The following is a 22504-nucleotide window of genomic DNA, read 5'->3' on the forward strand; positions in this document are numbered from 1 at the left end:
CGAGTTGCATTCCTATATTAACGGTTGTGATAAGGGGCTTGCTTCGCGTCTGTATATGCCTTTATCCCGATGCGGCAATTATTTGGCTCCAAGTCGAAGTGCCAACAGAAGAAGGAAAACACCATGGCCAAAATGATCCACTCGATGGTCCGGGTGCTGGACGAAAAGCGTTCGGTTGACTTTTACTCTCTCGCATTCGGCCTGAATGTGGCGGAGCGTGTGGAGCAGGAAACTTTCACATTGGTCTATATGAGCAATGAAGAGGAGAGTTTTGAACTTGAGTTGACGATCAACCGAGGCCGTGATGTTCCCTATGCGCTTGGCGATGGTTATGGCCATCTGGCCGTTTCCGTCGATAATCTTGACGCAGAACACGCACGCCTGATCGAAGCCGGTCTGGCACCGGGCAAGATCATCGAATTTGTCCGCAAGGACGACGTGTTTGCCCGTTACTTCTTCATCTGCGACCCGGATGGTTACAAGATCGAAGTTCTCGAGCGCCGCGGTCGCTTCAAGTAAAAGGTTGGCCAGAAGGGGCAGGATATGACCGAAGAGAGTGTGAAGCTCGAAGAGAGCTGGCGGCAGAAGCTTCTTCCGGAATTTTCCAGTCCCTATATGGCCCAGCTCAAGGCTTTCCTGCTTGAACAGAAACAGGCAGGAAAGCACATCTTCCCCAAGGGGCATGAATATTTCCGTGCTCTTGACCTAACGCCGCTTGGCAAAGTCAAGGTGGTCATTCTCGGACAGGACCCATATCACGGTTACGGTCAGGCGCATGGCCTGTGCTTTTCCGTCCGCCCCGGTGTCCGCACACCGCCATCACTGGTAAACATCTACAAGGAACTGCAAAGCGATCTCGGCATCCAGCCAGTTCGCCACGGCTTTCTGGAAAGCTGGGCGCAGCAGGGCGTGTTGTTGCTCAACAGCGTTTTGACTGTTGAAGAGGCACGTGCGGCTTCTCACCAGGGGCAGGGCTGGGAAAAATTCACTGACGCTGTTATCCGTGTTGTGAATGACGAATGTGAACATGTTGTCTTCATGTTGTGGGGCTCCTACGCGCAGAAAAAAGCATCCTTCGTGGACCGCGACCGCCATCTGGTCTTGAAGGCACCGCATCCCTCCCCGCTGTCGGCCCATAATGGCTTTTTCGGCAGCCGGCATTTTTCGCAGGCTAATGATTATCTCGTTTCCCATGGCCGCACGCCGGTTGAGTGGGCATTGCCGGCGGATGTGGCGGACGGTTCGTAAGTCGTATTTTCTGCAATTCCTGACTTTAAAGTTCCAGTTCGTTGGTCTATGAGATAAGTGGACTTACGGCCGAAGGATTTTTGTTGTGTCTGTGTTATTTGCGGAAACTTCTGTTGAAATTGCCAATGCGGAGTTGATTGTTGACAAGTTTCAGCAGCACTTTGCCGAGCATTTTCCTGTCATCCGTGAAGGTACTGTTCTCCATTACGAAACGGAATACGGCAAAGTCTGGATGGCTGGCGAGAAGGGCCGCTTCCAGGCTGAGGTCAATTGTTATGACGCCCATGTCCTGATGTCGATCAAGGCAATGCTTGCGGAACATCTGCTGGAGTTCTCGGGCGACAAGGATCTTCGTTTTCGTTGGCAGGGCCACGGCGCTGATCTGAACCAGCTGCCAAATCTGTTTGAAGGTCGCGTGGTCAGGGCGTTTAACGTCACACCCCGCATGCGTCGTCTGGTTATTTCGGTTGGTGAGGGCATTGAACGCCTGATGACCGGCGGTCTGCATATCCGCATTCTGATCGTGCCGCAGGGTCGCACACCGGTTTGGCCTCACCTGTCGCAAACCGGTGCTGTCGTCTGGCCGGAAGGTGATGACGAGTTGATCCGGCGTGTTTACACCATTCGTTACGGCAATGTGGAGCGTCAGGAAATCGAACTGGATTTCGTCATGCATGAGGGAGACCACATGCCTGGTGCGCATTTCGGGGCAACTGCCAAGGCCGGTGATCTGGTCGGTATTATCGGTCCCGGTGGTGGCGTCGTTCCGGTTGAGGTTGATGCGTGCGTGTTGGCCGGTGACGAAACGGCGCTTCCAGTTATCTCGCGTATGGTGGAAGAACTCCCGGCTGGAAAGAAGATTACCGTTTATGCTGAAGTGGCTGACGAAAATGAACGTCAGGACATCAAGTCAGAAGCTGATGTGAAGTGGACCTGGCTTTACCGCAAGGGCAAGGCTGCCGGCACATCCGGCCTTTTGGAACAGGCTTTGCGTCAGCACGACTGGAGCAAGGATAGCGACAGCCGCCATGTTTTCATTGCCTGTGAAAAGGGCGAGGTTCGACAGATCAAGAAATTCCTCAGCGATGAGGCAAAACTGCCGAAGAACGATTTCCGCACGGCCGGATACTGGGTGCTGGGCGAAGCCGATGATCACTGAACGTAATTGTCGGTAGCCGCCAGACCTACGATGTAATCCTCTCAGGCCGCTATAAACTGGCGGCTTTTGTGTTTTGAGATCTTGCGGATTGTTGAACGGGTTTGATTTTTCGTTCTCATTTTGTGAACAATGCGTTCTGAGAGTTCGGTCTATGCTTTGTGGCAGATCGGCCTAATTATAAGCCCATCAACAGCAACGATCCTTTCTCAGGGATCAGGCAAAAGGGTTTTTATCATGCTGAGCCAGATCAAGGGACTGCACCACGTCACGTCGATGGCAGCAAGTGCCCGCACCAATAATGTATTCTTCACTGACACGCTTGGCCTGCGCCGCGTCAAGAAGACCGTGAATTTCGATGCGCCCGACGTCTATCACCTTTATTATGGTGATGAGGTTGGTACGCCCGGCTCGGTCATGACCTACTTCCCATTCCCGCACATTGCACGCGGCCGGCCGGGGACAGGCGAGGTTGGCACGACACTGTTTTCCGTTCCGCAGGGATCGCTCGGTTACTGGCAGGACCGCCTGACCAAGGCCGGTGCGGATGGCCTGAAAACCGACGAAGCCTTTGGCAACAAGCGTCTGCATTTTGCCGGTCCTGATGGCGATGGTTTTGCGATGGTTGAAGTGCCTGACGATAATCGTGGCCAGTGGGTTGGTAATGGTGTGACGGCGGATCATGCGATCCATGGTTTTCAGGGTGCGTCGCTGCGTCTTCGTGACGAAGGTGCAACTGGCGAACTGCTGAAATTCATGGGGTATGAAGAAGTTGACCGGCAAGACGGGGTGTTGCGCCTTGGTATTCCCGGCGGCAACGGTGCCGACTTCATAGACATCGAAACCATGCCCAATATTTCGGGTGCACGTCTTGGTGCCGGTTCCGTTCATCACATCGCCTTTGCGGTCGAAAACCGTGAAAAGCAGCTCGAGGTGCGCAAGGCATTGATGGATACCGGCTATCAGGTCACGCCCGTGATCGACCGAGACTATTTCTGGGCGATCTATTTCCGCACACCGGGCGGCGTATTGTTTGAGGTTGCCACCAATGAGCCGGGCTTTGACCGGGACGAAGACACGGCGCATCTCGGTGAAGCACTGAAACTGCCTGAACAGCATGCGCATATGCGCGGCATTCTGGAACAGCATCTGGAACCGCTTGGTGACGAAAAGGCCGCGTAACGGCCTTCACTGAAACTATTGATGAAACGATGACGTCACCCTCGGGATTTGCCCGAGGGCCAGCCCGTTGGCATGGATGGTCAGATCAAATCTTGCCATGACGCGAGCGAAAAAAGGGACCTTTTCATGGGCCAGGATAACTACATTCACAATCTCAGGGCCGGTGCTGCTGGTCAGCCGCTTTTTGTCGTGCTGCATGGCACGGGTGGTGATGAAAACCAGTTCTTCGACTTTGGCAGCCGGTTGTTGCCGCAGGCAACCGTCGTTTCGCCGCTTGGCGATGTTTCCGAACATGGTGCTGCGCGTTTTTTCCGTCGCAAAGCGGAAGGCGTCTATGATCTAGATGATCTTGAACGCGCTACGAAAAATATGGCCGACTTTGTTGAGGCGCACCGCGATCACTATCAGGCGGGAAAGGTTATCGGACTCGGTTTTTCCAATGGTGCCAATATCCTCGCCAATGTGTTGATTGAATTTCCAGACCTGTTTGATGCGGCGGTCCTGATGCATCCGCTCATCCCGTTCCAGCCGGCCGTCAAGCCATCCACCAAGACGCCACGTATCCTGATCACTGCTGGTGAACGCGATCCCATCAGCCCGGTACCGTTGACGCAGGCGCTTGCCGAGCATTTCACCGGAACTGGTGCAGATGTGTCGCTGGTCTGGCATCCGGGCGGCCATGAAATCCGCTCGGGTGAAGTTGATGCCGTGCGCGAATTCATAGCGCCTTACGCATAATTTTTAAGAGCGCTTCTGGCGACATCACATCGCCTGAAGCGCTCCATCTTTATCTTTTCACGCAATTACGGGTTCGAAATCGGCTCTCGTTTTCGCTGAAACTGCTTCAGTAGCCGCAGTTTCGCAGTTGCCGTGCATAGTTATCGGCAATGTTGGCGGAACGGCGTGCAGCTTCGCGGATTGCAGGTTTGCTTTTCCAGACACCCTGCGCATAACCGCCGTGGCCGGAATAATAGGCCAGATAGAGGTTATAGGTGTCGCGCAAGGCGATGCCATTCCGCTTGTTGCTCTTGTTGTGATACCAGCCAACGAAGTGGATCGCGTCGGTGAAATCAGTGCGGCTTGCACTCCAGCGGCCGGTGTCACGCTGATATTCTTTCCAGGTGCCATCCAGTGCCTGGGCATAACCATAGGCGGTGGAGCGACGCTTCCATGGAATGAAACCAAACAGCTTGGTGCGTGCCGGGCGCGCATACTGACGGAAACTGGATTCTGTGTAGATCGTTGCCATCAGCACAGGTACAGGCACACCCCAGGTGCGTTCTGCCGCCTGCGCATCACGACGCCAGTTGTTAAACAGGCCATCACGCTGTTCAAACACGGCGCATATGTTGCGCGTCTGGGTAGGGGCTGTCGCACAGCCTGCCAATAAAGCGGTCAAAAAGAGCGCGACAAATAGTTTACGCATCGCAAAACCTCACGTTTTGCTGATTACTAATTGGTAAATACTAACGTTAGGTTTTTAGATAAGGTTAACGCTGGACCGCTTGTCCACTGCCTGTTTAACCTTATGAAAACATGTGTGAAACGGGCATGGTTTCAAGCTTGTTTTGCGTCCGGAAAATGCCGGATTTTGGCCATTTTTCAGCTTGGCAGCACATTCGTTTTTTATAGGGAAAACAGGCTCCCTGGATGCCGAAAGCCGACAGCAACAACACGCTCGTTTATTAACAAAAGCGTCTCGTCGCGTGTTGCAAATGTTAATGGACAGCTGCCGAAAATAGAGAGGGGGCTGGTGCCGTCCCAGGCCGTGATTTCAAAAAAATCGCGTTAGATGGCAATAAAAACAAATTCCGATAAAATTGTAGCTATCGATTTAAATGCCCCGAAAAGACTGCCCTGTAAGTTGGGTGTCACTGGAGAAGGGACCTGTTGCCCTGTGGCGGCAGATACCGAAGCAAACTCCAGAAACGTTATTCAAGACCGGCGGGCAAGCTGGCTGATACCGAAACGGGGTATGAAATGTTGAAGAAGATCATAGCTGCCGCAATTTGCGGCGTATTCGTAGCATCTGTCAGTGGCGAAGCCGATGCGGCCGGGCCTGCTGGTTTCGCACGTGGTTTTGCCTCGGCTGAAAAGGCGCAGGCAATGGCCGTTGAGGCATCAGCCAGCAAGGGTCTGCGTTTCGGCGATTGCCTGCTGGTTGCCGGTCAGTGTGCCCCGCGCGCCGCCCTTTCGCTGACTGAGGCTCGTCGCAAGGACCTGTTGCGCGTCAACAAGGCGGTCAATGAGCCAATGCAGGCACTGGATGACTTTTTCGGCTCTTTCGACAGCAACAATTCGGTGCCGGCCTTTATGCAAGCCGACAATTGCGGTGACTGCGCCACCATCAAGCGCCAGGAATTGATCCATCGTGGTTGGCCATCACATGCGTTGCGCATCGGTTACGCGCTGGGTGATGATGGCTCGCTGCAAAAGGTTCTGATTGTCGAAACGGCAAAGGGCGGCGTCGTCCTCGGCAACGGTTCGCGCAACGCCAGCCCGACTGCCAGCGAAATTACGCTTTAAGCGTTCACACTATTCATGACTGACTTGGCTGCCGGCTCCCTTTCAAGGGACTGGCAGCTTTTTTCGTTCTGCCACCGCAATGCCACCCAGCGTCAAAAGCAGAGCCATGATCTGGTAGGTGTGCAGTGTTTCTCCAATAATGATGACGGAAAGCAACGTGCCGAACACCGGTACGAGATTGATAAACAGTCCGGCGCGGTTTGGGCCAATGCTTTCGACGCCTCTGATGTAGAGAATCTGTGCCAGAAGCGACGCAAAAATCGCCGTATAAAGCGTGATTATCCAACCCTTCTGATCCGGCCAGACGGCTGTCTGTTGCATGACCTCCCATCCCATCAGCGGGAAAGATGAGATGAGTGCGCCAAGCGCCGGTATGGCCATCAAGGTGCGCCAGTTTACCAGTGGTTTCCAGCGCAACATGATGGTGTAGACGGCATATACCAGCACCGCCAGCAGCATGATGGCATCCCCGGCATTCAAGTCCAGCGCGAGTAACGACCATGGATCGCCATGCGAGGCCAACAGGGCAACACCGGCAATCGTCATGAAGAACCCAATGATCTGGCCACTCATCACACGTGTTCCAAACAGCGCGAAGTTTAGCGCAAAAATCACCATGGGAATACCAGCCTGAATAACGGCGGCATTGATGGCGGAGGTGTATTGCAACGCGGTGTAGAGAAAGGCGTTGAAGCTGGTGTAACCGATGACGCCCAACCCGAAGAAATAGGGCAGGTTCTTTTTCACCACCGGCCAGTCACGGACCAGTTGCGGCACGGAAATGGCAAAGATGAAAGCAACCGCAAATACCCAGCGCAGATATGTCAGCACCATGGGACTGACGTGGCCAAGAGCCAGTTTTCCGGCGACAGCATTGCCGCCCCAGCACAGTGTGGCGATGATCAGGGCGAGGTAGGCTCTTGAAGGCACGGGGGATTCTTTCGGTGGTTATATGCAGGCGCAGGGCGGGAATCGTCGGTCGTCGACAACGTTTTTGCCGCCTCGGTGCCGAGATAAAGCCGCAAAGCGTGCTTTGTCACGGATTTTGTCATGCAAAAAGCAAAAAACGCTAGCATAAACAGGGTCGCTTTCCTTAAAACAACGCAGTATACATTCGCGGGTTTGGGTTAGGGCGCAGACACGCGCCATAAGCAGGAAAGCAAGATAATGACGAATGTCGTAGTGGTCGGCTCTCAGTGGGGCGACGAAGGCAAGGGTAAGATTGTTGATTGGCTCTCCGAGCGTGCGGACGTTGTCGTTCGTTACCAGGGTGGGCATAATGCCGGTCATACACTTGTCATTGATGGCGTCAGCTACAAGCTGTCTCTTCTGCCTTCGGGTGTCGTGCGTCCTGGCAAATTGGCCGTGATCGGTAATGGCGTTGTGGTCGACCCACATGCGCTGATTGCTGAAATGGGCCGTCTCGCTGCACAGGGTGTTACGGTTACGCCGGATAATCTGCGTATCGCCGACAACGCCACACTTATCCTGTCTCTGCACCGCGAACTGGACGGCATGCGCGAAGACGCGGCCTCCAACAGCGGCACAAAAATCGGCACCACGCGTCGTGGTATCGGCCCTGCCTATGAAGACAAGGTCGGTCGTCGCGCTATCCGCGTGATGGATCTGGAAGACACCGAGGCACTGGCTGCCAAGGTTGACCGTATCCTCAACCACCATAATGCGCTGCGTCGCGGTTTTGGTGTGGCTGAAGTCAGCCATGAAACAATCATGGAAGAACTGACATCGATCGCCGACAAGATCCTGCCGTTCCGTGAAACCGTATGGCTTCTGCTCGACAAGAAGCGTCGCGCTGGCGCACGCATCCTGTTTGAAGGCGCGCAGGGTTCGCTGCTCGATATCGACCACGGCACATATCCGTTCGTGACCTCGTCCAACACGGTTGCCGGTCAGGCTGCTGCCGGTTCCGGCATGGGCCCCGGTGCCCTCGGTTACATTCTTGGTATCACCAAGGCCTACACCACCCGCGTTGGTGAAGGTCCATTCCCGACCGAACTGAACGATGAAATTGGTCAGTTCCTGGGTGAAAAGGGGCATGAGTTCGGCACCGTTACCGGACGCAAGCGCCGTTGCGGCTGGTTTGATGCTGCATTGGTTCGCCAGTCGGTTGCAACCAACGGCATTACCGGCATCGCGCTGACCAAACTCGATGTTCTTGATGGCCTTGATGAGCTGAAGATTTGCATCGGCTACAAGCTCGACGGCAAGGAGATTGATCACCTTCCGGCAAGCCAGGGAGCGCAAGCTCGCGTCGAACCAATCTACATCACGCTGGAAGGCTGGAAAGAATCGACCGTCGGTGCCCGAAAATGGGCGGATTTGCCTGCTCAGGCGATTAAATACGTTCGTCAGGTCGAAGAACTGATCGGTGCACCAGTTGCGCTTCTTTCCACCAGCCCTGAGCGTGACGATACGATACTTGTGACTGATCCTTTTGAGGATTAATGTCACAATTAATAAACCATATCGGGCCGGTACGTCGCCGGTGACGACGAGAAAGTGCTTATGGCAGATTTTGTAGCGGTCATTCGCAAAGCCGTTGATGGCTTGGCGAACAACACTCCCGAAACCCGGGCGAAGGTTTACGAAAAAGCTCGCAGTGCCGTTGTTCGGCAACTGGAGAATATGAACCCACGTCCACCGGAAGAGTTGCTGCGACGTCAGGTCGTCAAACTTGATGCGGCGATTGCAGAGGTTGAAGGCGAATATGCCGAAGCCTTGCCGCCGCTTGAGGAAGATGATGACTATGTGCATGACGACTATGCTGCGTCGGAGGAAACAACCTCCGGACAGCAGTCCTATGTGCAAGAGCCTGCCGATGTGGTTGAAGAAGAACCTGCACCTGCGGTTGAAGAGCCGCAGGTTGAGGAGGAAGAGCCTGCTGCCTATGCAGCGGCTCGTGCCTATGAACCCGAGACTGAACAAGAGCCAGAGCCGGTTGAGCCTGTTTACGAACAGGCTTACGAGCCCGCGCCTGAAGTTACCTACTTCAAACCGCAGACCGTTGAACCTGTCTACGTCGATGAGCCTCGTTATGAGGAGCCCGTAGAAGACGAACCGGCACCAGAACAAGAAACCGCTTACCATGAGCCCGTCGTCCATGCGCAAGAGCCGCATTGGGTCGATGATGATGCTCCTGCTGCGGAAGACGAATGGCGCAAGCCTGCCGATGATGCCGTGTATGCCGATGACGTGCGTGTAGAAGCGGAAGAGCCTGTTCTGCAGGCGCCACGTTCCTATCCGGAAGTGGTTGAGCCGGTGTATGTTGCTCCCGCTGTCGAAAATGAGGCAGAGGTAGAGCCTGAGCCCGAAGTCGTTGCCGCTCCAGCCTATAGCGTGGTTGAACCGGATAACCGTCACAGTTTCGAAGACGAATCCGATCCTTTCGCCGCCCGTGCTGATTACCGTGACGACGTGTTTGCGACGCCTGCTGTCGAGCAGCCACGCAAACATTCGGCACAGGATGAGGATTTCTCCTCCTATTTTGAAGACGCGACTGTTGATCTGCCGACCGCTGGGGAGGCTTCCAGCGCTGCAGTTGCTGCGGCGGCTGGAACCGGCAAGCCGTCCTTGCAGGAAGTGCCGCTGGACTTCAAGCAGGCACCTGCTGACACTACAAAGGAAGCCGCCAACAAGGAACGCACTCCTTGGGACGATCTGGAAGAACTAATCGGTTATGACGGCATTGGCACCGATGCCAAGGTTGCCGGCAAGGTCGGTTCCTACGAGGCTGGGGCCTCTGGCATTTCTGCCGATGGTGTTCCGCCTGCGTCCTACATGGTGAAGAAAAAGCCGCGCCGCAATTATGCAAGCTATGTGCTTGCTCTGCTGGGTGTTCTGCTTCTGGCCGGTGGTGGTTACGCGCTGTGGGTCAACCGCGATGCCATGAATGACATGGTCAGCGGATTAACGCAGTCTGCGCAGCCAGAAACACCCGCCACGACAGAGCAGCCAGCCCAGAACGGTGCAGGCGAAACAACGACGACCCCACCTGCAACGACGGACCAGACACCGCCTGCCACGCCGCAGACGGATGACGGTTCGGTGCAGGGTAGCAAGTTTACCCAGCGTCTGCTTCCTGACGGCACCGAGCGGGACGAAGGTCCGGCACCTGGCGCCAACGGTCAGCCGGTTACCGCCGAAGGTCAATCTGTGTACGAGCAGAATGAAGCTGCTCCTGCGCAGACACCAGATGCTGCCGCTACGACACCGCCAGCCACTCAGGGCGCTGCTGCGACACCTGGCGTGGGTGCGCCACTTGCAGCCGGTGCAGAACGCATGTTCCTCTATGAAGAGGTGCTTGGCCAAACGGTTCCGACTGCAATCGAAGGCAGCGTGGCCTGGACCCTGCAGCATGAGCAGGGTGAAGATGGCAAGCAGCTTGCGACCGTTCAGGGTCAGATGAGCATTCCTGCGCGCGGTTTGAGTGCACTGATTACCTTCAAGCGTAATCTGGACTCGTCGCTGCCTGCGAGCCATCTGGTGGAAATCGTCTTCTCTGTTACGCCTGGCTTTGAAGGTGGCGCGATCGACAGCGTTCAGCGTATTGCCATGAAGCAGACTGAACAGGACCGCGGTAACGCTTTGATTGCCGTTCCAGCGAAGATCACGGACGATTTCCATATGATCGCCCTGAATGACTTCCCAGATGCGATGAAGACCAATCTGGAGCTGCTTGCCACCCGTGACTGGATCGATATTCCAGTGTCCTATCGCAACGGCCGTCGTGCATTGCTAACTATGCAGAAGGGTCCTGAGGGTCGTGCTGCTTTTGATGCTGCGCTCAAGGACTGGGCATCAACCGCACCCGCCGCTGGCCAGTAAGGTTTCAACGCGCAACCATTAAAAAAGCTCCCGAACACTGTTCGGGGGCTTTTCTTTTGGCTTTTACAGCCGAGGTCGCTTGGGAGGAGCGAACTTAATCAGGCGTCCACCACTCGAAGAGCCTTGGCTGCTTCCAGAGCTTGTTTCTGCACCGCTTCCTGTACCTTTTCAAAGGCACGGACTTCAATCTGGCGTACGCGCTCGCGGCTGATATCGAACTCCTCGGAAAGTTCTTCCAAAGTGATCGGATCTTCTGCAAGGCGACGGGCTTCGAAGATACGGCGTTCACGATCGTTCAGAACGCTCATGGCACGCGCCAACATGTGGCGACGTGTTTCGAGCTCGTCCTGCTCAATCAGCACCTGTTCCTGGCTGTCGTGGTCATCGACCAGCCAATCCTGCCACTGGCCGGATTCGCCTTCCGCTGCCTTGATTGGTGCATTCAACGAAGCATCGCCATGCAGGCGACGGTTCATCGATACGACTTCCTCTTCGGAAACCTTCAGCTTTCTGGCAATTTCAGCGACGTGTTCGGGCTTCAGGTCACCATCATCGATTGCCTGAATACGGCCCTTGAGGCGGCGCAGATTGAAGAACAGGCGCTTCTGGTTGGCGGTGGTGCCCATTTTGACGAGCGACCAGGACCGCAGGATATATTCCTGGATCGAGGCCTTGATCCACCACATGGCATAAGTCGCCAGTCGGAAACCACGCTCCGGGTCAAACTTCTTGACGGCCTGCATCAGGCCGACATTACCCTCGGACACCACTTCACCGATCGGCAGGCCGTAGCCGCGATAACCCATGGCAATTTTGGCTACCAGTCGCAAATGGCTGGTGACGAGCTTATGCGCAGCATCGCGGTCTCCATGTTCGGCATAACGTTTGCCGAGCATGTACTCTTCCTGCGGCTCCAGCATAGGAAACTTACGAATTTCGTCGAGATAACGATTGAGGCCGGCTTCACCGGCGGTAATTGAAGGCAAACTATTGCGGGCCATAAAGCACCCCCTATCCTTGAACTACGGCCCCCTAATCATTGCTTTTCAGGCAGGCCGCCTCGTGCGCATACAATGTATCACGCACAATTTCCCGTTACAGATATGTAGGGGTGAACGGTGTTTCAAGAATACGGTTGCATCACGAAGCCGTTACGGTTTGCTTTTTTGATAAAAAAGGACCGGTAACGGTCCCATTCTTGAATTCACGCCTCTTTGTCGTTTCGCAGCGCTTGCACCAATTCCTCCATGTCGTCAGGCATGTCGGTTTCAAACTCCATCACCTCACCGGTGCGCGGATGTTCAAAACACAAAAGGAAAGCATGCAGGGCCTGGCGGGGAAAGCGGTTGACTACGGCTTTTGCTTCGTCATCCAGCAGGTTTGCCTTTGTGCGGAAGGCTGCACCGTATTCGGGGTCGCCAAGTAATGGATTGCCGATATGTGCCATATGTACGCGGATCTGGTGCGTACGGCCAGTTTCCAGATGGCACTCGACCATCGATGCAAGGCACGAAGCGTCCGGCTTCTCCCGGTAGCGTTCCATGACTTCGTAATGCGTAATGGCTTCGCGTGCGTCTTCCGCTTCCTCGCGCTTCACGGTGCGCTTTGTGCGGTCATTGCCCGAACGGCCGAGAGCCGCATCGATGGTGCCACGAAGCTGTTTCGGGCGGCCCCAGACGATTGCCTTGTAGGCGCGTTCCAGTGGGCCTGTGCGGCCATGGTCGGCAAACTGCGCAGCAAGATGGCGATGGGCATTGTCGTTTTTGGCAACCACCATAACGCCGCTGGTCTCTTTATCCAGGCGGTGCACGATGCCGGGGCGTTTGACGCCACCGATACCGGAAAGGCTATCACCGCAGTGATGGATCAACGCGTTGACCAGTGTTCCCGTCCAGTTGCCAGCGCCGGGATGAACGACAAGACCGGCCGGTTTGACGAGCACGATCAAATCTTCGTCTTCGTAGAGAACATCAAGCGGGATGTCCTCGCCCTGCGGTTCAGGATCTTCCGGTTCCGGCATGTTGATTTCCACGCGGTCACCGGGGCGGATTTTCTTTTTTGGCTCAGTGATGGCGACACCATTGACGGTGACGGCACCCTGCTCGATGAGAGATTTGAGGCGGTTGCGTGAAAAATCGCCCTCAACAGCCGTAGTCAGCCACGAATCCAGACGACCTTCGGCATCTTCTTCGGCAATCAGGACTTTTCTTGCGTCTGCGCCTTGTTTAAAGGGGTCGTTCATTCAACTTTCCGATCAAATAGTAATGACAGGACCTCAGATGACGCAGATCGAGCCAGAAGAACAGGAAGACAAGCCGCTCGACCCGGCCATGGAAAGCGTTCGTCGCAAGATGATACGCTTGCAGATCGTTTCTGGGTCCGTGATGTTCATCAGCCTTATGGCGGTGTTCGGAGCCGTTGTCTACAAGGCTATGGGGCCATCCAAGACGCAAACGCAGGCTCCGGTTGCTGCAGTCAATGGTGCAGTGCCGTCTGATGGACCTGTTTCTGCCACCGCAAGCCTGCCCCAGGGCTTTGTCATTGAAAATACCTCGCTGGCTGCGGGTCAGTTGCTGTTTACGGGCAGGCTTGCAAATGGCACACGCAAGGCACTGGTGTTTGATATCGCAACGGGCCGCTTCGTGGCCGATGTGACAATCGATGCACAATGAGGCAACAACGGCCGCGACCGGCCGTGCTGTCATCGAGATAACCTCTGCCGATGATCCGCGTATAGAAGCGTTCTGCAACATCAGGGAACGCGATCTGACCGGACGGCAGGGGCGTTTTATTGCCGAGGGCACCGTGGTGTTGCGCATGCTGGCAGCCGCCCACCGCGAGGGCGGTACATTCGAGGCTGAATGCATTCTTGTGCTGAAGAACCGCCTGGAGGGTGTTGCCAGCATTCTGGAGGAGTTTCCGGCCTCTGTTCCGCTCTACATTGCTGATGCTGCCGTTCTGGATGCGATTGCCGGTTTTCACCTGCATCGCGGTATCCTCGCGCTCGGTCGACGTCTGGCAGGCGCTCAGGCTGACGGCGACGCGACCGGGCAGGGACTGGATAGTCTGATTGCCAGGCTGCCAAAATCATCGCTGGTGGTGGTTGGCTGTGGCGTTTCGAACCACGATAATATTGGTGGCATGTTCCGCAATGCAGCGGCCTTCTATGCCGATGCCGTTCTCCTGGACGAGACATGCTGCGATCCGCTGTATCGCAAGGCACTGCGTGTCTCTGTCGGTTCTGTGCTTGCGGTGCCCTACATCCGTGAAGGCAATGCGGTGTCGCTGCTGGAAAAATTGGCGGCAGAAGGTTTTACCATCTGGGCGTTGTCTCCTGCCGGCGAAACGGAAATTCGCAATATTCCGGTTTCCGAGCGTATGGCGTTGGTTATCGGAACAGAAGGCGACGGTTTGCCAGCGGAGGTGCTGTCGCGTTTTCGAACGGCGCGTATCTCGCAATCGGCGCGGTTGGACAGCTTGAATGCCGGTACGTCATCTGGTCTTGCGCTTTACCAGATGGCGGCGGCACTCGGCCGCTTGTAAGCGTATCTCGATTAGTTTGGTTTCTGCGACAGAAGCTCGTTTGCCCGTTGCGCAAGGCTCTGGCGCGTTGCATCCGGATTGGCGATGTCACGCGCCAGAATTTCCGGAATTGGTGAGTTGTCGCCTTCAAGGCGGGCAGTCAGGGCAATCATCCTCGCGGCAATGATGGCAATCTCCTGACGGATCGCTTCATCATTGTTGGTATTCTTGATGTTGATGAGGCGCTCGGTGAGCGCCGTTCCCTGATTGCGGATTTCTTCGATTTCGCTGTTTAGATCAGCTTTGTCAGCTGCTGTGGCCGATGTTGCGGCGCTGCCGGCGATATCGATGATGGGCGGTTTTGCTGCCACGACAGGCATCTCTGGTAGGGTGGAAGCAGCACTTTTGTTGGCCACGGCCGGGTTGGGCAAGCGAATGACCATTTCGCCGGACTGTGGACCGGATGTTGCTAACCGCTCTTTGAGGCGTGCGATTTCCTGGTTGCGGCGCTCAATCAGATTTTCATTGTCGGCATTGCGAGCAGCTTCTTGCGCCAGCTGTTCTTCCAGTCGGTGGATCTTGCGGCTGTCGCGGGTGATCTGATTTGCCATGTCGCGGCTTTTGTCGGTCGAGCTGTTCAGATCGCGGGTAATGGCATCTTTTTCCTTGCGCCAAGAATCATTGCGCTGACGCGCCTGTTCCACCTCGAGTTCACGGGCAGACAGGTTGATTTTCAACTCATCCAACTCGCTAGTGATACGGCTGGCGCGCTTCATCAGGTCAGCCAGTTCTGCGGCCTTCAGCTGATTGCTTTCTTCTGCATGACGCAAGGTGCTTTTCAGTTTTTCAGCGGCGTCTTCCTGCTTGCGCAATCTGGAGCGCAGGTCTCCGGTCTCGACAGACATTTCTTCGAGATGCTGGCGAAGCTCGCGGTTCTCGGTCAGGATTTTGCTGGCATCATCGGCCAGGCTGTTGCTGCGCACGGAAATCTGGACCGACTTGGCGCGCTCATTTTCAAGCTCCTGGCGGGTTCTCGCATTTTCGGCGGCATACAGCGCACGCGCCATGTCCTTCTGTGCACGCACTTCCTGGGGGCTGATGGGCATGGTGGCGCGCAGGCGCTTTTCGGTATAGGCGACGATGCGGCGATGAATGGCGGGCGCTATGAGGGCTGCAACAAGAGCGGCACTCAAAAAACCCAATCCAAATAAAATCGCAAACTCGATCACGCCGGGATCTCCAAACTAAGACACGCTATACCGTTCTGACTTTTGTCGCCACCACCGACGCAAAAAGCTGCCGCATGTGTCACACGCGGAGCTTGCGCTGGCCGTTCCATACCTGCGTTAAGGGATGGCGAATCGACGCTGGCTTTTACCGTCGGCCGATATCAACTGCAAAAAATGTCAGAAAGGGTTCCAAGTTGGCTGCTGCGTCAGCTTGAGATAGCCGACATTGATGCCGAGACGTGCGCCGATGCCGGTGCGAATCGGTGCAATGGTTACGTCGTTGTTCTTCAAAACGGTCATGCCGACACCTGCAATAACGAATGCGGAGCCACTGACACCGCCAAAGCGGCGGTAAAGACCATCCACGGATGCAAGGTTATAAACCAGCATCATGGTGCGCGTGCCTTGGCCACCGTAATCAAGGCCGAGCGATGGGCCTTGCCAGAAAACTGGGTGCTGACCTGCGTTCTTTGTGTAGAGCTGACCTTCGCCATAGGTGAGGCCCGCGACAAATGCGCCTGAGCCTTCCTGGCCCAGAATATAACCGTTTGGCAGGCCGTAACGCTGGAATGCCTGTTCAACGACCTTTGCAAGGCCACCGGTGGTGGAGCCAAAAAAGCCGTGTCCTGCATCCACGATTTCTTGCATCGTGTATTGGTCACTGCTTTGCGCCATGGCCTGTGCCGGCAGAATCATTCCTGCAACGACCATGAAAATCCTGATCAGTCCCAGGTGCGCAAAAGTGCGAATTTGGTGGAGGCTCATCGTCATTTCCGTCCGTCTGTTTCGTTTTACTTGCCGTATCATGACATCTGACCATTTTGGAAGCATGGTCTTAATAATCGGTTTACCAAATATGGTGTCATTATGACGGCAGGTTATTCTTGAAATAACGCACGACCGAAGAGCCGACGGCGCAGGAGATATTTATGACCATTAACCCGAACCTGACACTCTCGGGAGCCGATCTTGCGGCGTTGCTTTGCAGTCGTGTATGCCACGACGTCATTTCGCCCGTGGGCGCGATTAACAACGGCCTTGAGCTTCTTGATGAAGGTGGCGCGGACGAAGATGCAATGGATCTGATCCGTACATCCGCGTTGAACGCTTCTGTGCGACTGAAATTTGCCCGTCTGGCCTTTGGTGCTTCCGGTTCGGCCGGTGCGTCCATCGACACGGGCGAGGGTGAAAAAGCGGCAAAGGATTTTGCCGGTGCCGACAAGAAGGTTGAGGTTAGCTGGACCGGGCCGCGCGCTATCGTCGCCAAGAACCGGGTGAAGTTGCTTCTGAACCTTTTCCTGGTCGCTTACGGCGCTATTCCACGCGGTGGCAATCTCGACGTTGTCTTGGAAAATCCAGAAACCGATGCGCGATTTGAAATCACCGTTAAGGGCCGCATGCTGCGCGTTCCGGCGAAGTTCGCCGAGCTTTGCAAAGGCGCTCTTGAAGAGGCGATCGACGCCCATTCCGTGCAGCCCTATTATACGCTGCTGTTGGCACAGGAAGCTGACATGGAACTGAATTATACGGTGCACGAAGACAAGATCGTGTTCGTGGCGACACTCAAGGCCTGATCAGGTCTCCGACTATTCTTAAACAAACGGCGTCCAGTGGACGCCGTTTTTGTTTATGCCGCTTTATAGAGCCGCTGGTCCTTGATCATGTTTCAGTCGGCCTCAAACCTGTTTCAGGTCGCCGCATTTGCACAGCTGTCTCATTGGATTGACCCAGTTCAACATGTGGAGACGGAAATGCGTTGTTTTTCATTGGCGATGCTGGTGTTGACTTTGACAGGGCAGGTTGCCCTGGCGGACACGGGGGTAGGTTTCAAACAAATCGAGCAGGCTGAAAAAGGTAATGATCGGCCGCTGAAGATTTCATTGTGGTACCCGGCAAACGAGACGGTGACGAAAGCCGAGACCGTTGGGGAGAATCCTGTCTTTTATGGTCTTGGTGTCGAGCAGGATGTGTTGGCAGCACCGGGCAGACATCCGTTGGTTTTACTGTCGCATGGTTATGGCGGCAGCTGGCGAAACCTTAATTGGCTGGCTGGTGAGCTTGTGCAAAGCGGGTACGTTGTTGCGGCACCAGACCATCCTGGCACGACATTCCAGAATATGGACGACGCAGAAGCCTTGCGGCTTTGGGAGCGTCCGCGCGATATCAGCCGCACGTTAACGACTGTGCTGGAGAATACGTCGCTGGCTGGCGAGATAGACGACGGGAAAATCGCCGTCATAGGCCACTCTCTGGGTGGTTGGACGGCAATCGAACTGGCTGGCGGTCGTTATCAGGTGGATCGCGCTCTCAAGGACTGCACGGGCGATGTCATGCCTGCGCAATGCAAAGACCTGAAACTTATGGCGCGGATCGGTATTGTCGGCGGTGGCAACACTCGTCCAGAGCTTTCTCAGGATTTGAAAGACAAGCGCATCAGGGCTGCTGTCTCGCTTGACCTTGGACCTGCCTCCGGCTTTGTGCCTGACAGTCTTGCAGGGATCGATATACCGGTTTTGGTCTATGCTGCGGGTCATGAGACGGCTGAGATTGCCGCGATAAAAAGCGATTCAGAGTATTTGCGGCAACATTTGCTAGCTTCTTCAACGCTTTACCGGGAAATTGGCGATGCAACACATTTCAGTTTTGTGCAGACGTGCAAACCTGGTGCGGACAAGATCATTGAAGAGGAATCGCCCGGAGAAGGTTTTGTTTGCCGTGATGGTGGCGGGCGAAACCGTGCAGATATTCACCGCGAAATCGCTGACGGTATTGTCTCATTTTTGCATGAGGCGCTGAAATGACCGTATGTTTCACCGCTTGAAACAAAAAAGCCCGCCATGAAGGCGGGCTTTTGCATTGGGGAATGCGGTATCAGGCAGTTTCAAGATATTCTGTCGCGCCATCCGGCTCGCGCAGAACGTAACCACGACCCCACACCGTTTCGATGTAGTTCGCGCCGCCTGCGGCATTTGCCAACTTCTTGCGAAGTTTACAGATAAACACGTCAATGATCTTGAGTTCAGGCTCGTCCATACCGCCGTAAAGGTGGTTGAGGAACATTTCCTTGGTAAGGGTAGTGCCCTTGCGGAGCGAAAGCAGCTCCAGCATCTGGTATTCCTTGCCGGTCAGGTGAACGCGCTGACCGCCGACTTCTACAGTCTTGGCGTCGAGGTTCACGATCAGCTCGCCAGTTGCGATGATCGACTGGGCATGGCCCTTCGAACGACGCACGATAGCGTGGATACGGGCAACAAGCTCATCCTTATGGAATGGCTTAGTCATGTAGTCGTCTGCGCCGAAGCCGAGACCACGTACCTTGTCTTCAATACCGGCCATGCCGGAGAGAATAAGGATAGGTGTCTTCACCTTGGACAGGCGAAGTGTTCTCAAAACTTCATAACCGGACATGTCCGGAAGATTGAGGTCGAGAAGAATGATATCGTAGTCATACAGCTTGCCTAGATCCACGCCCTCTTCGCCGAGATCGGTCGTGTAGACATTAAAACTTTCTGACTTCAGCATTAGCTCGATGCTCTGAGCTGTCGCGCTGTCGTCTTCGATGAGTAGAACCCGCATAATTATCCCCTTTGCCGCCCGCCGGAAGGTAAGTGCCTTGCGCGATACGGATCCAGACGTTGCCTGATTTGCAGGCTGCCATCAAATGGTTAACAAATTCTAATCGCCTCTGGCAAGTGTATCGAATTTGTTAAATATAAATGGCACGCCACTGATTTTCCATATGAATCCACCATCGCCAACATTGAATCTTAACATGAGGATATCGTGCTAAGTGATTCAACCGACTCGTACATTGTCGCGTCCAATTTTTTGGACATGGCATTTACCGACCCTTAAATGATCGTCGTTATCATTAATGATGCCCGTAAACGAAAGGTTAACGCGGACGTTTTTTTATTAACGTCTTGTTATTTTTTTGAACGATTTCGGCTCACACCGGCATCAACGGGTTAAAATTGTCTTGAACCGGGGTTTCGACATCCACGGAGTATTGCGTATGAAGTCGCGTGACAGCCTAATTCGCCTGAAGGAATTTCAGGTCAACGAGAAACGCCGCCAGTTGCAGCAGTTGCAACTCATGATGGCGGAGTTCGACCGGATGGCTAAGGAACTGGTTCACCAGATCAGTCTTGAAGAATCCAAGTCGGGCATTACGGACCCAACACATTTTGCGTATCCGACCTTTGCCAAGGCGGCACGTCAACGTGCTGATAACCTTCAGGTTTCCATTCGGGAACTGAGGGCGCAGCAGGAGGCGGCCGAAGCATCGCTTGAGGAAGTAGTGGCCGATTATGAAAAGGCTGCTGCTCTCGAAAGTCGCGATGGCGCCATGCGGGCACGGGCATAAGCCACCTTTATTTGCTGGCAAAACGATAAATCCGTTTTCTCGCAAAGGCTGTACTGATGACTATTTTCAGGCAGGCGCCTTCATCGAAGGCGCGTGCCTGAACCCATTTTGGGATTTTTTTGTCATTTTCGCGATGAAAGTGATTCGTTTGGCGCGCGCTGGTGATTTTCGTCATGCTTTAGCCGAGAATCCGACCTTGGATTTGCGTTCCGGGGCCATCTATAACGGTTAACGCGCCGCTGAAATGTTTAAGACCTGACGACCATCGACGCGAATGTTGGGTTTTGAATCCAAAAAAATGGCAATTTTTATGCACCTGAAATCCGCTTAACCGGAGATGACGTCGTTCCATTCTGGGTGACGAAGCACCTGCGCCTTGAAAAAAGGGCAAAGCGGTATGATTTTCCAGCCACCTTTTCGCGCCTCTTCGATTGCATGCGCTGCCAGTGCCTGGCCAACGCCTTTGCCGCGAAGCTCGTCGGGAACACCGGTGTGATCAAGAATGATTAACTTTTCCGATGCGCGAGAATAGGTCATCTCTCCGGTATGGCCCTCAAGCGTTGCCGTGTAGAGACCTTTTGAGCCCGTTTCACTGCTTTTGAATTCCATTATCTTCTCCCGCTTAACGTTTGTGATGGCGTAGCTATACCATGCCACATGAGCAGCAGACGGGAAAAGGTGACCGCAGTTTGTGAACAGTGATGTTACAATTTGGCATGTTCAGCTTGTGCGACGCCGCTGAATGCCGTGGGTGGGGAGCGCGAGGCGAGCCATTTGTATGGCCGCTGAAAACAGATACGCCACGGTGCATGTTTTTAAACATGCCGTGGCGCTATCTTGTATAATGGTCTCGATGCGGCTTACGCCGCAACAGGACTTTAACTAGTGACGGTACTGCTGGATGCGCGTGGTGCGCAGACCTGCAAGGCCGTGATCGGAAATCGAAGACTGCCAGGACAGGAATTCTTCAACCGTCAGCGTATAACGCTCACAGGCTTCTTCCAGGCTCAAAAGCCCACCCCGAACCGCAGCAACTACTTCTGCCTTTCTACGGATCACCCAACGACGGGTATCAGCCGGAGGAAGGTCGGCAATTGTTAGCGGGCTGCCATCTGGGCCGATGACATATTTAACTCGTGGACGTATCATTTCGGTCATTGGACACTCTATACAAACTCAAGACCATATAGGATCAACCTAGCGCGCTAACTTTAAAAAAGAACTAAGCTGTTCGAGAGAATTTGTTAACAATTTGAACTATTTCGGGTGTTCTGTGAGGAAAACGGTTCAAATCTGGCCGAAAGATTACGGTCGTATCAAAAAAACGCAGTCTTCGTCGTGCCAATAAAAAGGCACATCTTCGACATAAACCCGGCCGGATATATCTGTGTCCGCTGATTTAAGTATTTCTTATTTGTTGTTTCTGGCGATTACTGTAATTGTAATATATTCGAATGTTTTAATGTTATTATTCTCATGCGTGCAGTATGGTCGGTTGCACAGCGATTCCGTGTACTGTTCCAACCGATAAGCCAATGCAAAAATCCAGCACCATTTTCAAATGTGAATTTCCAGATGCTTTTATAGAGGGGAGAAGAAACGTGTCGGGCAACGTTTCAACGACTGATGCAATTGATATGGCAGTTCAGGGTCTGTTTTCGTCGGAGTGCAGGGTGTGACCGGGGCCGTGATGACAGACAAGGGCGATAGCGAGTTTCCAAACCGTCTGGAAAGTGACCTTGCAGACTTATGCAAGCGACATGGCTTTGACCGTTATATGCTGACGGCTTTTCCACGTGCGGATAAATCCGGCTTCCGGGACAATATCGTTCACAGCAACTGGCCAACCGGGCTGGTGAATGCCTATTCGCTGAGTGATGCGTTTCGGAGCAGCAAGCTGATTGCCATGCTGAAGCGCAAGGTCGTTCCGGTGTTGCTGCCAGGTTCATGTTTCTGGCAGGACGAGAATGGTCGTGATGTGGCCGATCTTGGCAAGGAGTTTGCCCGGTTTGGCTATGCCAATGTCCTGGCCTGCTCGTTGCATGATGCACATATGAATATCTATGTGTTGGCTCTCAGCAGCGACGCTGTCGATCCCACGCAGCCAGATATGGCGTCATTATATTTTGAAGCTGTGGAGATTCTGGACAGGGCATCTGGCGACAGTCTGTTGCAGGCTGGGCCACGGGAAAAACTGACGGCTCGTGAAATTGAGTGTTTGCGTTGGTCTGCTGCCGGTAAAAGCAGTGAAGAGATCGCCATCATTCTCTCCATTTCCAGCCATACCGTGATCAGCTACCTGAAAAGCGCGATGCGCAAGCTTGAGGCAGTCAACCGCATGCAAGCGGTGGCGCGGGCCTATCGTTATCGATTGCTGTGAATTTGGTCACGGGCAGGGCGGATGATTGGAGCAATCAACCGTCCTTACTT

24 protein-coding genes are annotated in these 22504 nt (G+C 54.3%); 14 read left to right on the forward strand and 10 right to left on the reverse strand.

All coding sequences use genetic code 11. The features are described from left to right. Positions 1 to 123 precede the first annotated feature (123 nt). The 5 genes from M2418_RS01605 to M2418_RS01625 all read left to right on the forward strand — a co-directional run bounded on the left by M2418_RS01605 (position 124) and on the right by M2418_RS01625 (position 4324). Positions 124 to 519: a VOC family protein gene (locus M2418_RS01605; RefSeq protein WP_250982131.1), complete on the forward strand. Its 396-nt coding sequence runs from the start codon at positions 124 to 126 to the stop codon at positions 517 to 519. A gap of 24 nt (positions 520 to 543) precedes the next feature. Further along, positions 544 to 1248: a uracil-DNA glycosylase gene (gene ung / locus M2418_RS01610; protein WP_259143316.1), complete on the forward strand. Its 705-nt coding sequence runs from the start codon at positions 544 to 546 to the stop codon at positions 1246 to 1248. Positions 1249 to 1333: 85 nt separating this feature from the next. Next, the gene (locus tag M2418_RS01615) at positions 1334 to 2407 is read left to right on the forward strand and encodes a siderophore-interacting protein (protein ID WP_259143317.1); all 1074 of its coding nucleotides are present in this window, start codon (positions 1334 to 1336) and stop codon (positions 2405 to 2407) included. A gap of 234 nt (positions 2408 to 2641) precedes the next feature. Then, positions 2642 to 3586: a VOC family protein gene (locus M2418_RS01620; RefSeq protein ID WP_259143321.1), complete on the forward strand. Its 945-nt coding sequence runs from the start codon at positions 2642 to 2644 to the stop codon at positions 3584 to 3586. A 126-nt stretch (positions 3587 to 3712) separates the two neighbouring features. Continuing rightward, positions 3713 to 4324 (forward strand): alpha/beta hydrolase, encoded by a 612-nt coding sequence (locus M2418_RS01625; RefSeq protein WP_259143322.1) that lies wholly within the window; start codon positions 3713 to 3715, stop codon positions 4322 to 4324. Between the two features lie 106 nt (positions 4325 to 4430). Here M2418_RS01625 and M2418_RS01630 read toward each other — a convergent pair whose 3' ends face one another. Beyond that, positions 4431 to 5012: a transglycosylase SLT domain-containing protein gene (locus M2418_RS01630; protein WP_192488207.1), complete on the reverse strand. Its 582-nt coding sequence runs from the start codon at positions 5010 to 5012 to the stop codon at positions 4431 to 4433. Between the two features lie 554 nt (positions 5013 to 5566). Between M2418_RS01630 and M2418_RS01635 the strand changes: the two genes are divergently transcribed. Next, entirely contained in the window at positions 5567 to 6112 is a 546-nt protein-coding gene (locus M2418_RS01635) for a transglutaminase-like cysteine peptidase (protein WP_259143323.1), read from the forward strand. 42 nt (positions 6113 to 6154) lie between these two features. Here the strand turns inward: M2418_RS01635 and M2418_RS01640 are convergent, their stop codons facing one another. Further along, positions 6155 to 7042, reverse strand: coding sequence for a DMT family transporter (locus M2418_RS01640; RefSeq protein ID WP_259143324.1), 888 nt, complete (start codon positions 7040 to 7042; stop codon positions 6155 to 6157). Between the two features lie 237 nt (positions 7043 to 7279). Between M2418_RS01640 and M2418_RS01645 the strand changes: the two genes are divergently transcribed. Next, the gene (locus M2418_RS01645; protein WP_192488210.1) at positions 7280 to 8578 is read left to right on the forward strand and encodes an adenylosuccinate synthase; all 1299 of its coding nucleotides are present in this window, start codon (positions 7280 to 7282) and stop codon (positions 8576 to 8578) included. A gap of 60 nt (positions 8579 to 8638) precedes the next feature. Next, positions 8639 to 10957, forward strand: coding sequence for a hypothetical protein (locus tag M2418_RS01650; protein ID WP_259143326.1), 2319 nt, complete (start codon positions 8639 to 8641; stop codon positions 10955 to 10957). A 98-nt stretch (positions 10958 to 11055) separates the two neighbouring features. On the opposite strand, the gene rpoH is transcribed toward M2418_RS01650, so the two are convergent. Further along, positions 11056 to 11958, reverse strand: a complete 903-nt coding sequence (rpoH, locus tag M2418_RS01655; RefSeq protein ID WP_192488212.1) for an RNA polymerase sigma factor RpoH — start codon at positions 11956 to 11958, stop codon at positions 11056 to 11058. A 203-nt stretch (positions 11959 to 12161) separates the two neighbouring features. Beyond that, positions 12162 to 13199 (reverse strand): RluA family pseudouridine synthase, encoded by a 1038-nt coding sequence (locus M2418_RS01660; RefSeq protein ID WP_250982123.1) that lies wholly within the window; start codon positions 13197 to 13199, stop codon positions 12162 to 12164. A gap of 37 nt (positions 13200 to 13236) precedes the next feature. Here M2418_RS01660 and M2418_RS01665 point away from each other — a divergent pair, with 37 nt between their 5' ends. Both M2418_RS01665 and M2418_RS01670 read left to right on the forward strand, forming a co-directional pair. Continuing rightward, positions 13237 to 13629 carry a hypothetical protein gene (locus M2418_RS01665; protein WP_259143327.1) on the forward strand — a complete coding sequence of 131 codons (393 nt, stop codon included), beginning with the start codon at positions 13237 to 13239 and terminating at the stop codon, positions 13627 to 13629. Continuing rightward, the gene (locus M2418_RS01670) at positions 13619 to 14500 is read left to right on the forward strand and encodes an RNA methyltransferase (RefSeq protein WP_259143328.1); all 882 of its coding nucleotides are present in this window, start codon (positions 13619 to 13621) and stop codon (positions 14498 to 14500) included. The genes M2418_RS01665 and M2418_RS01670 overlap by 11 nt, the downstream gene beginning before the upstream one ends. 11 nt (positions 14501 to 14511) lie before the next feature. Here the strand turns inward: M2418_RS01670 and M2418_RS01675 are convergent, their stop codons facing one another. Together M2418_RS01675 and M2418_RS01680 are read right to left on the reverse strand one after the other, a co-directional pair. Continuing rightward, positions 14512 to 15672 (reverse strand): hypothetical protein, encoded by a 1161-nt coding sequence (locus M2418_RS01675; RefSeq protein WP_259143329.1) that lies wholly within the window; start codon positions 15670 to 15672, stop codon positions 14512 to 14514. A 213-nt stretch (positions 15673 to 15885) separates the two neighbouring features. Beyond that, entirely contained in the window at positions 15886 to 16479 is a 594-nt protein-coding gene (locus tag M2418_RS01680; protein WP_192488217.1) for a DUF1134 domain-containing protein, read from the reverse strand. 158 nt (positions 16480 to 16637) lie between these two features. Between M2418_RS01680 and chpT the strand changes: the two genes are divergently transcribed. Together chpT and M2418_RS01690 are read left to right on the forward strand one after the other, a co-directional pair. Continuing rightward, positions 16638 to 17282: a histidine phosphotransferase ChpT gene (gene chpT / locus M2418_RS01685; protein WP_259143335.1), complete on the forward strand. Its 645-nt coding sequence runs from the start codon at positions 16638 to 16640 to the stop codon at positions 17280 to 17282. A 177-nt stretch (positions 17283 to 17459) separates the two neighbouring features. Next, positions 17460 to 18509, forward strand: a complete 1050-nt coding sequence (locus M2418_RS01690; RefSeq protein WP_259143339.1) for an alpha/beta fold hydrolase — start codon at positions 17460 to 17462, stop codon at positions 18507 to 18509. Positions 18510 to 18579: 70 nt separating this feature from the next. Here the strand turns inward: M2418_RS01690 and ctrA are convergent, their stop codons facing one another. Next, positions 18580 to 19284 carry a response regulator transcription factor CtrA gene (gene ctrA / locus M2418_RS01695; RefSeq protein WP_192488220.1) on the reverse strand — a complete coding sequence of 235 codons (705 nt, stop codon included), beginning with the start codon at positions 19282 to 19284 and terminating at the stop codon, positions 18580 to 18582. Between the two features lie 439 nt (positions 19285 to 19723). Here ctrA and M2418_RS01700 point away from each other — a divergent pair, with 439 nt between their 5' ends. Then, complete coding sequence (locus M2418_RS01700) at positions 19724 to 20074, forward strand: flagellar export protein FliJ (protein ID WP_250982118.1); 351 nt, start codon at positions 19724 to 19726, stop codon at positions 20072 to 20074. 7 nt (positions 20075 to 20081) lie between these two features. Here M2418_RS01700 and M2418_RS01705 read toward each other — a convergent pair whose 3' ends face one another. From M2418_RS01705 to M2418_RS01715, 3 genes are all read right to left on the reverse strand, one after another. Continuing rightward, on the reverse strand, positions 20082 to 20249 hold the full coding sequence (locus tag M2418_RS01705) for a hypothetical protein (RefSeq protein WP_259143349.1): 168 nt from the start codon (positions 20247 to 20249) through the stop codon (positions 20082 to 20084). Positions 20250 to 20401: 152 nt separating this feature from the next. Then, positions 20402 to 20683, reverse strand: coding sequence for a GNAT family N-acetyltransferase (locus M2418_RS01710; protein ID WP_259143351.1), 282 nt, complete (start codon positions 20681 to 20683; stop codon positions 20402 to 20404). Positions 20684 to 20956: 273 nt separating this feature from the next. Then, the gene (locus M2418_RS01715) at positions 20957 to 21232 is read right to left on the reverse strand and encodes a DUF1153 domain-containing protein (RefSeq protein ID WP_027675777.1); all 276 of its coding nucleotides are present in this window, start codon (positions 21230 to 21232) and stop codon (positions 20957 to 20959) included. A gap of 517 nt (positions 21233 to 21749) precedes the next feature. Between M2418_RS01715 and M2418_RS01720 the strand changes: the two genes are divergently transcribed. Further along, on the forward strand, positions 21750 to 22454 hold the full coding sequence (locus tag M2418_RS01720) for a LuxR family transcriptional regulator (RefSeq protein ID WP_259143353.1): 705 nt from the start codon (positions 21750 to 21752) through the stop codon (positions 22452 to 22454). The last annotated feature ends 50 nt before the right edge of the window (positions 22455 to 22504 follow it).

The sequence above is a fragment of the Rhizobium sp. BIGb0125 genome (assembly GCF_024810055.1).
Taxonomy (GTDB): domain Bacteria; phylum Pseudomonadota; class Alphaproteobacteria; order Rhizobiales; family Rhizobiaceae; genus Agrobacterium.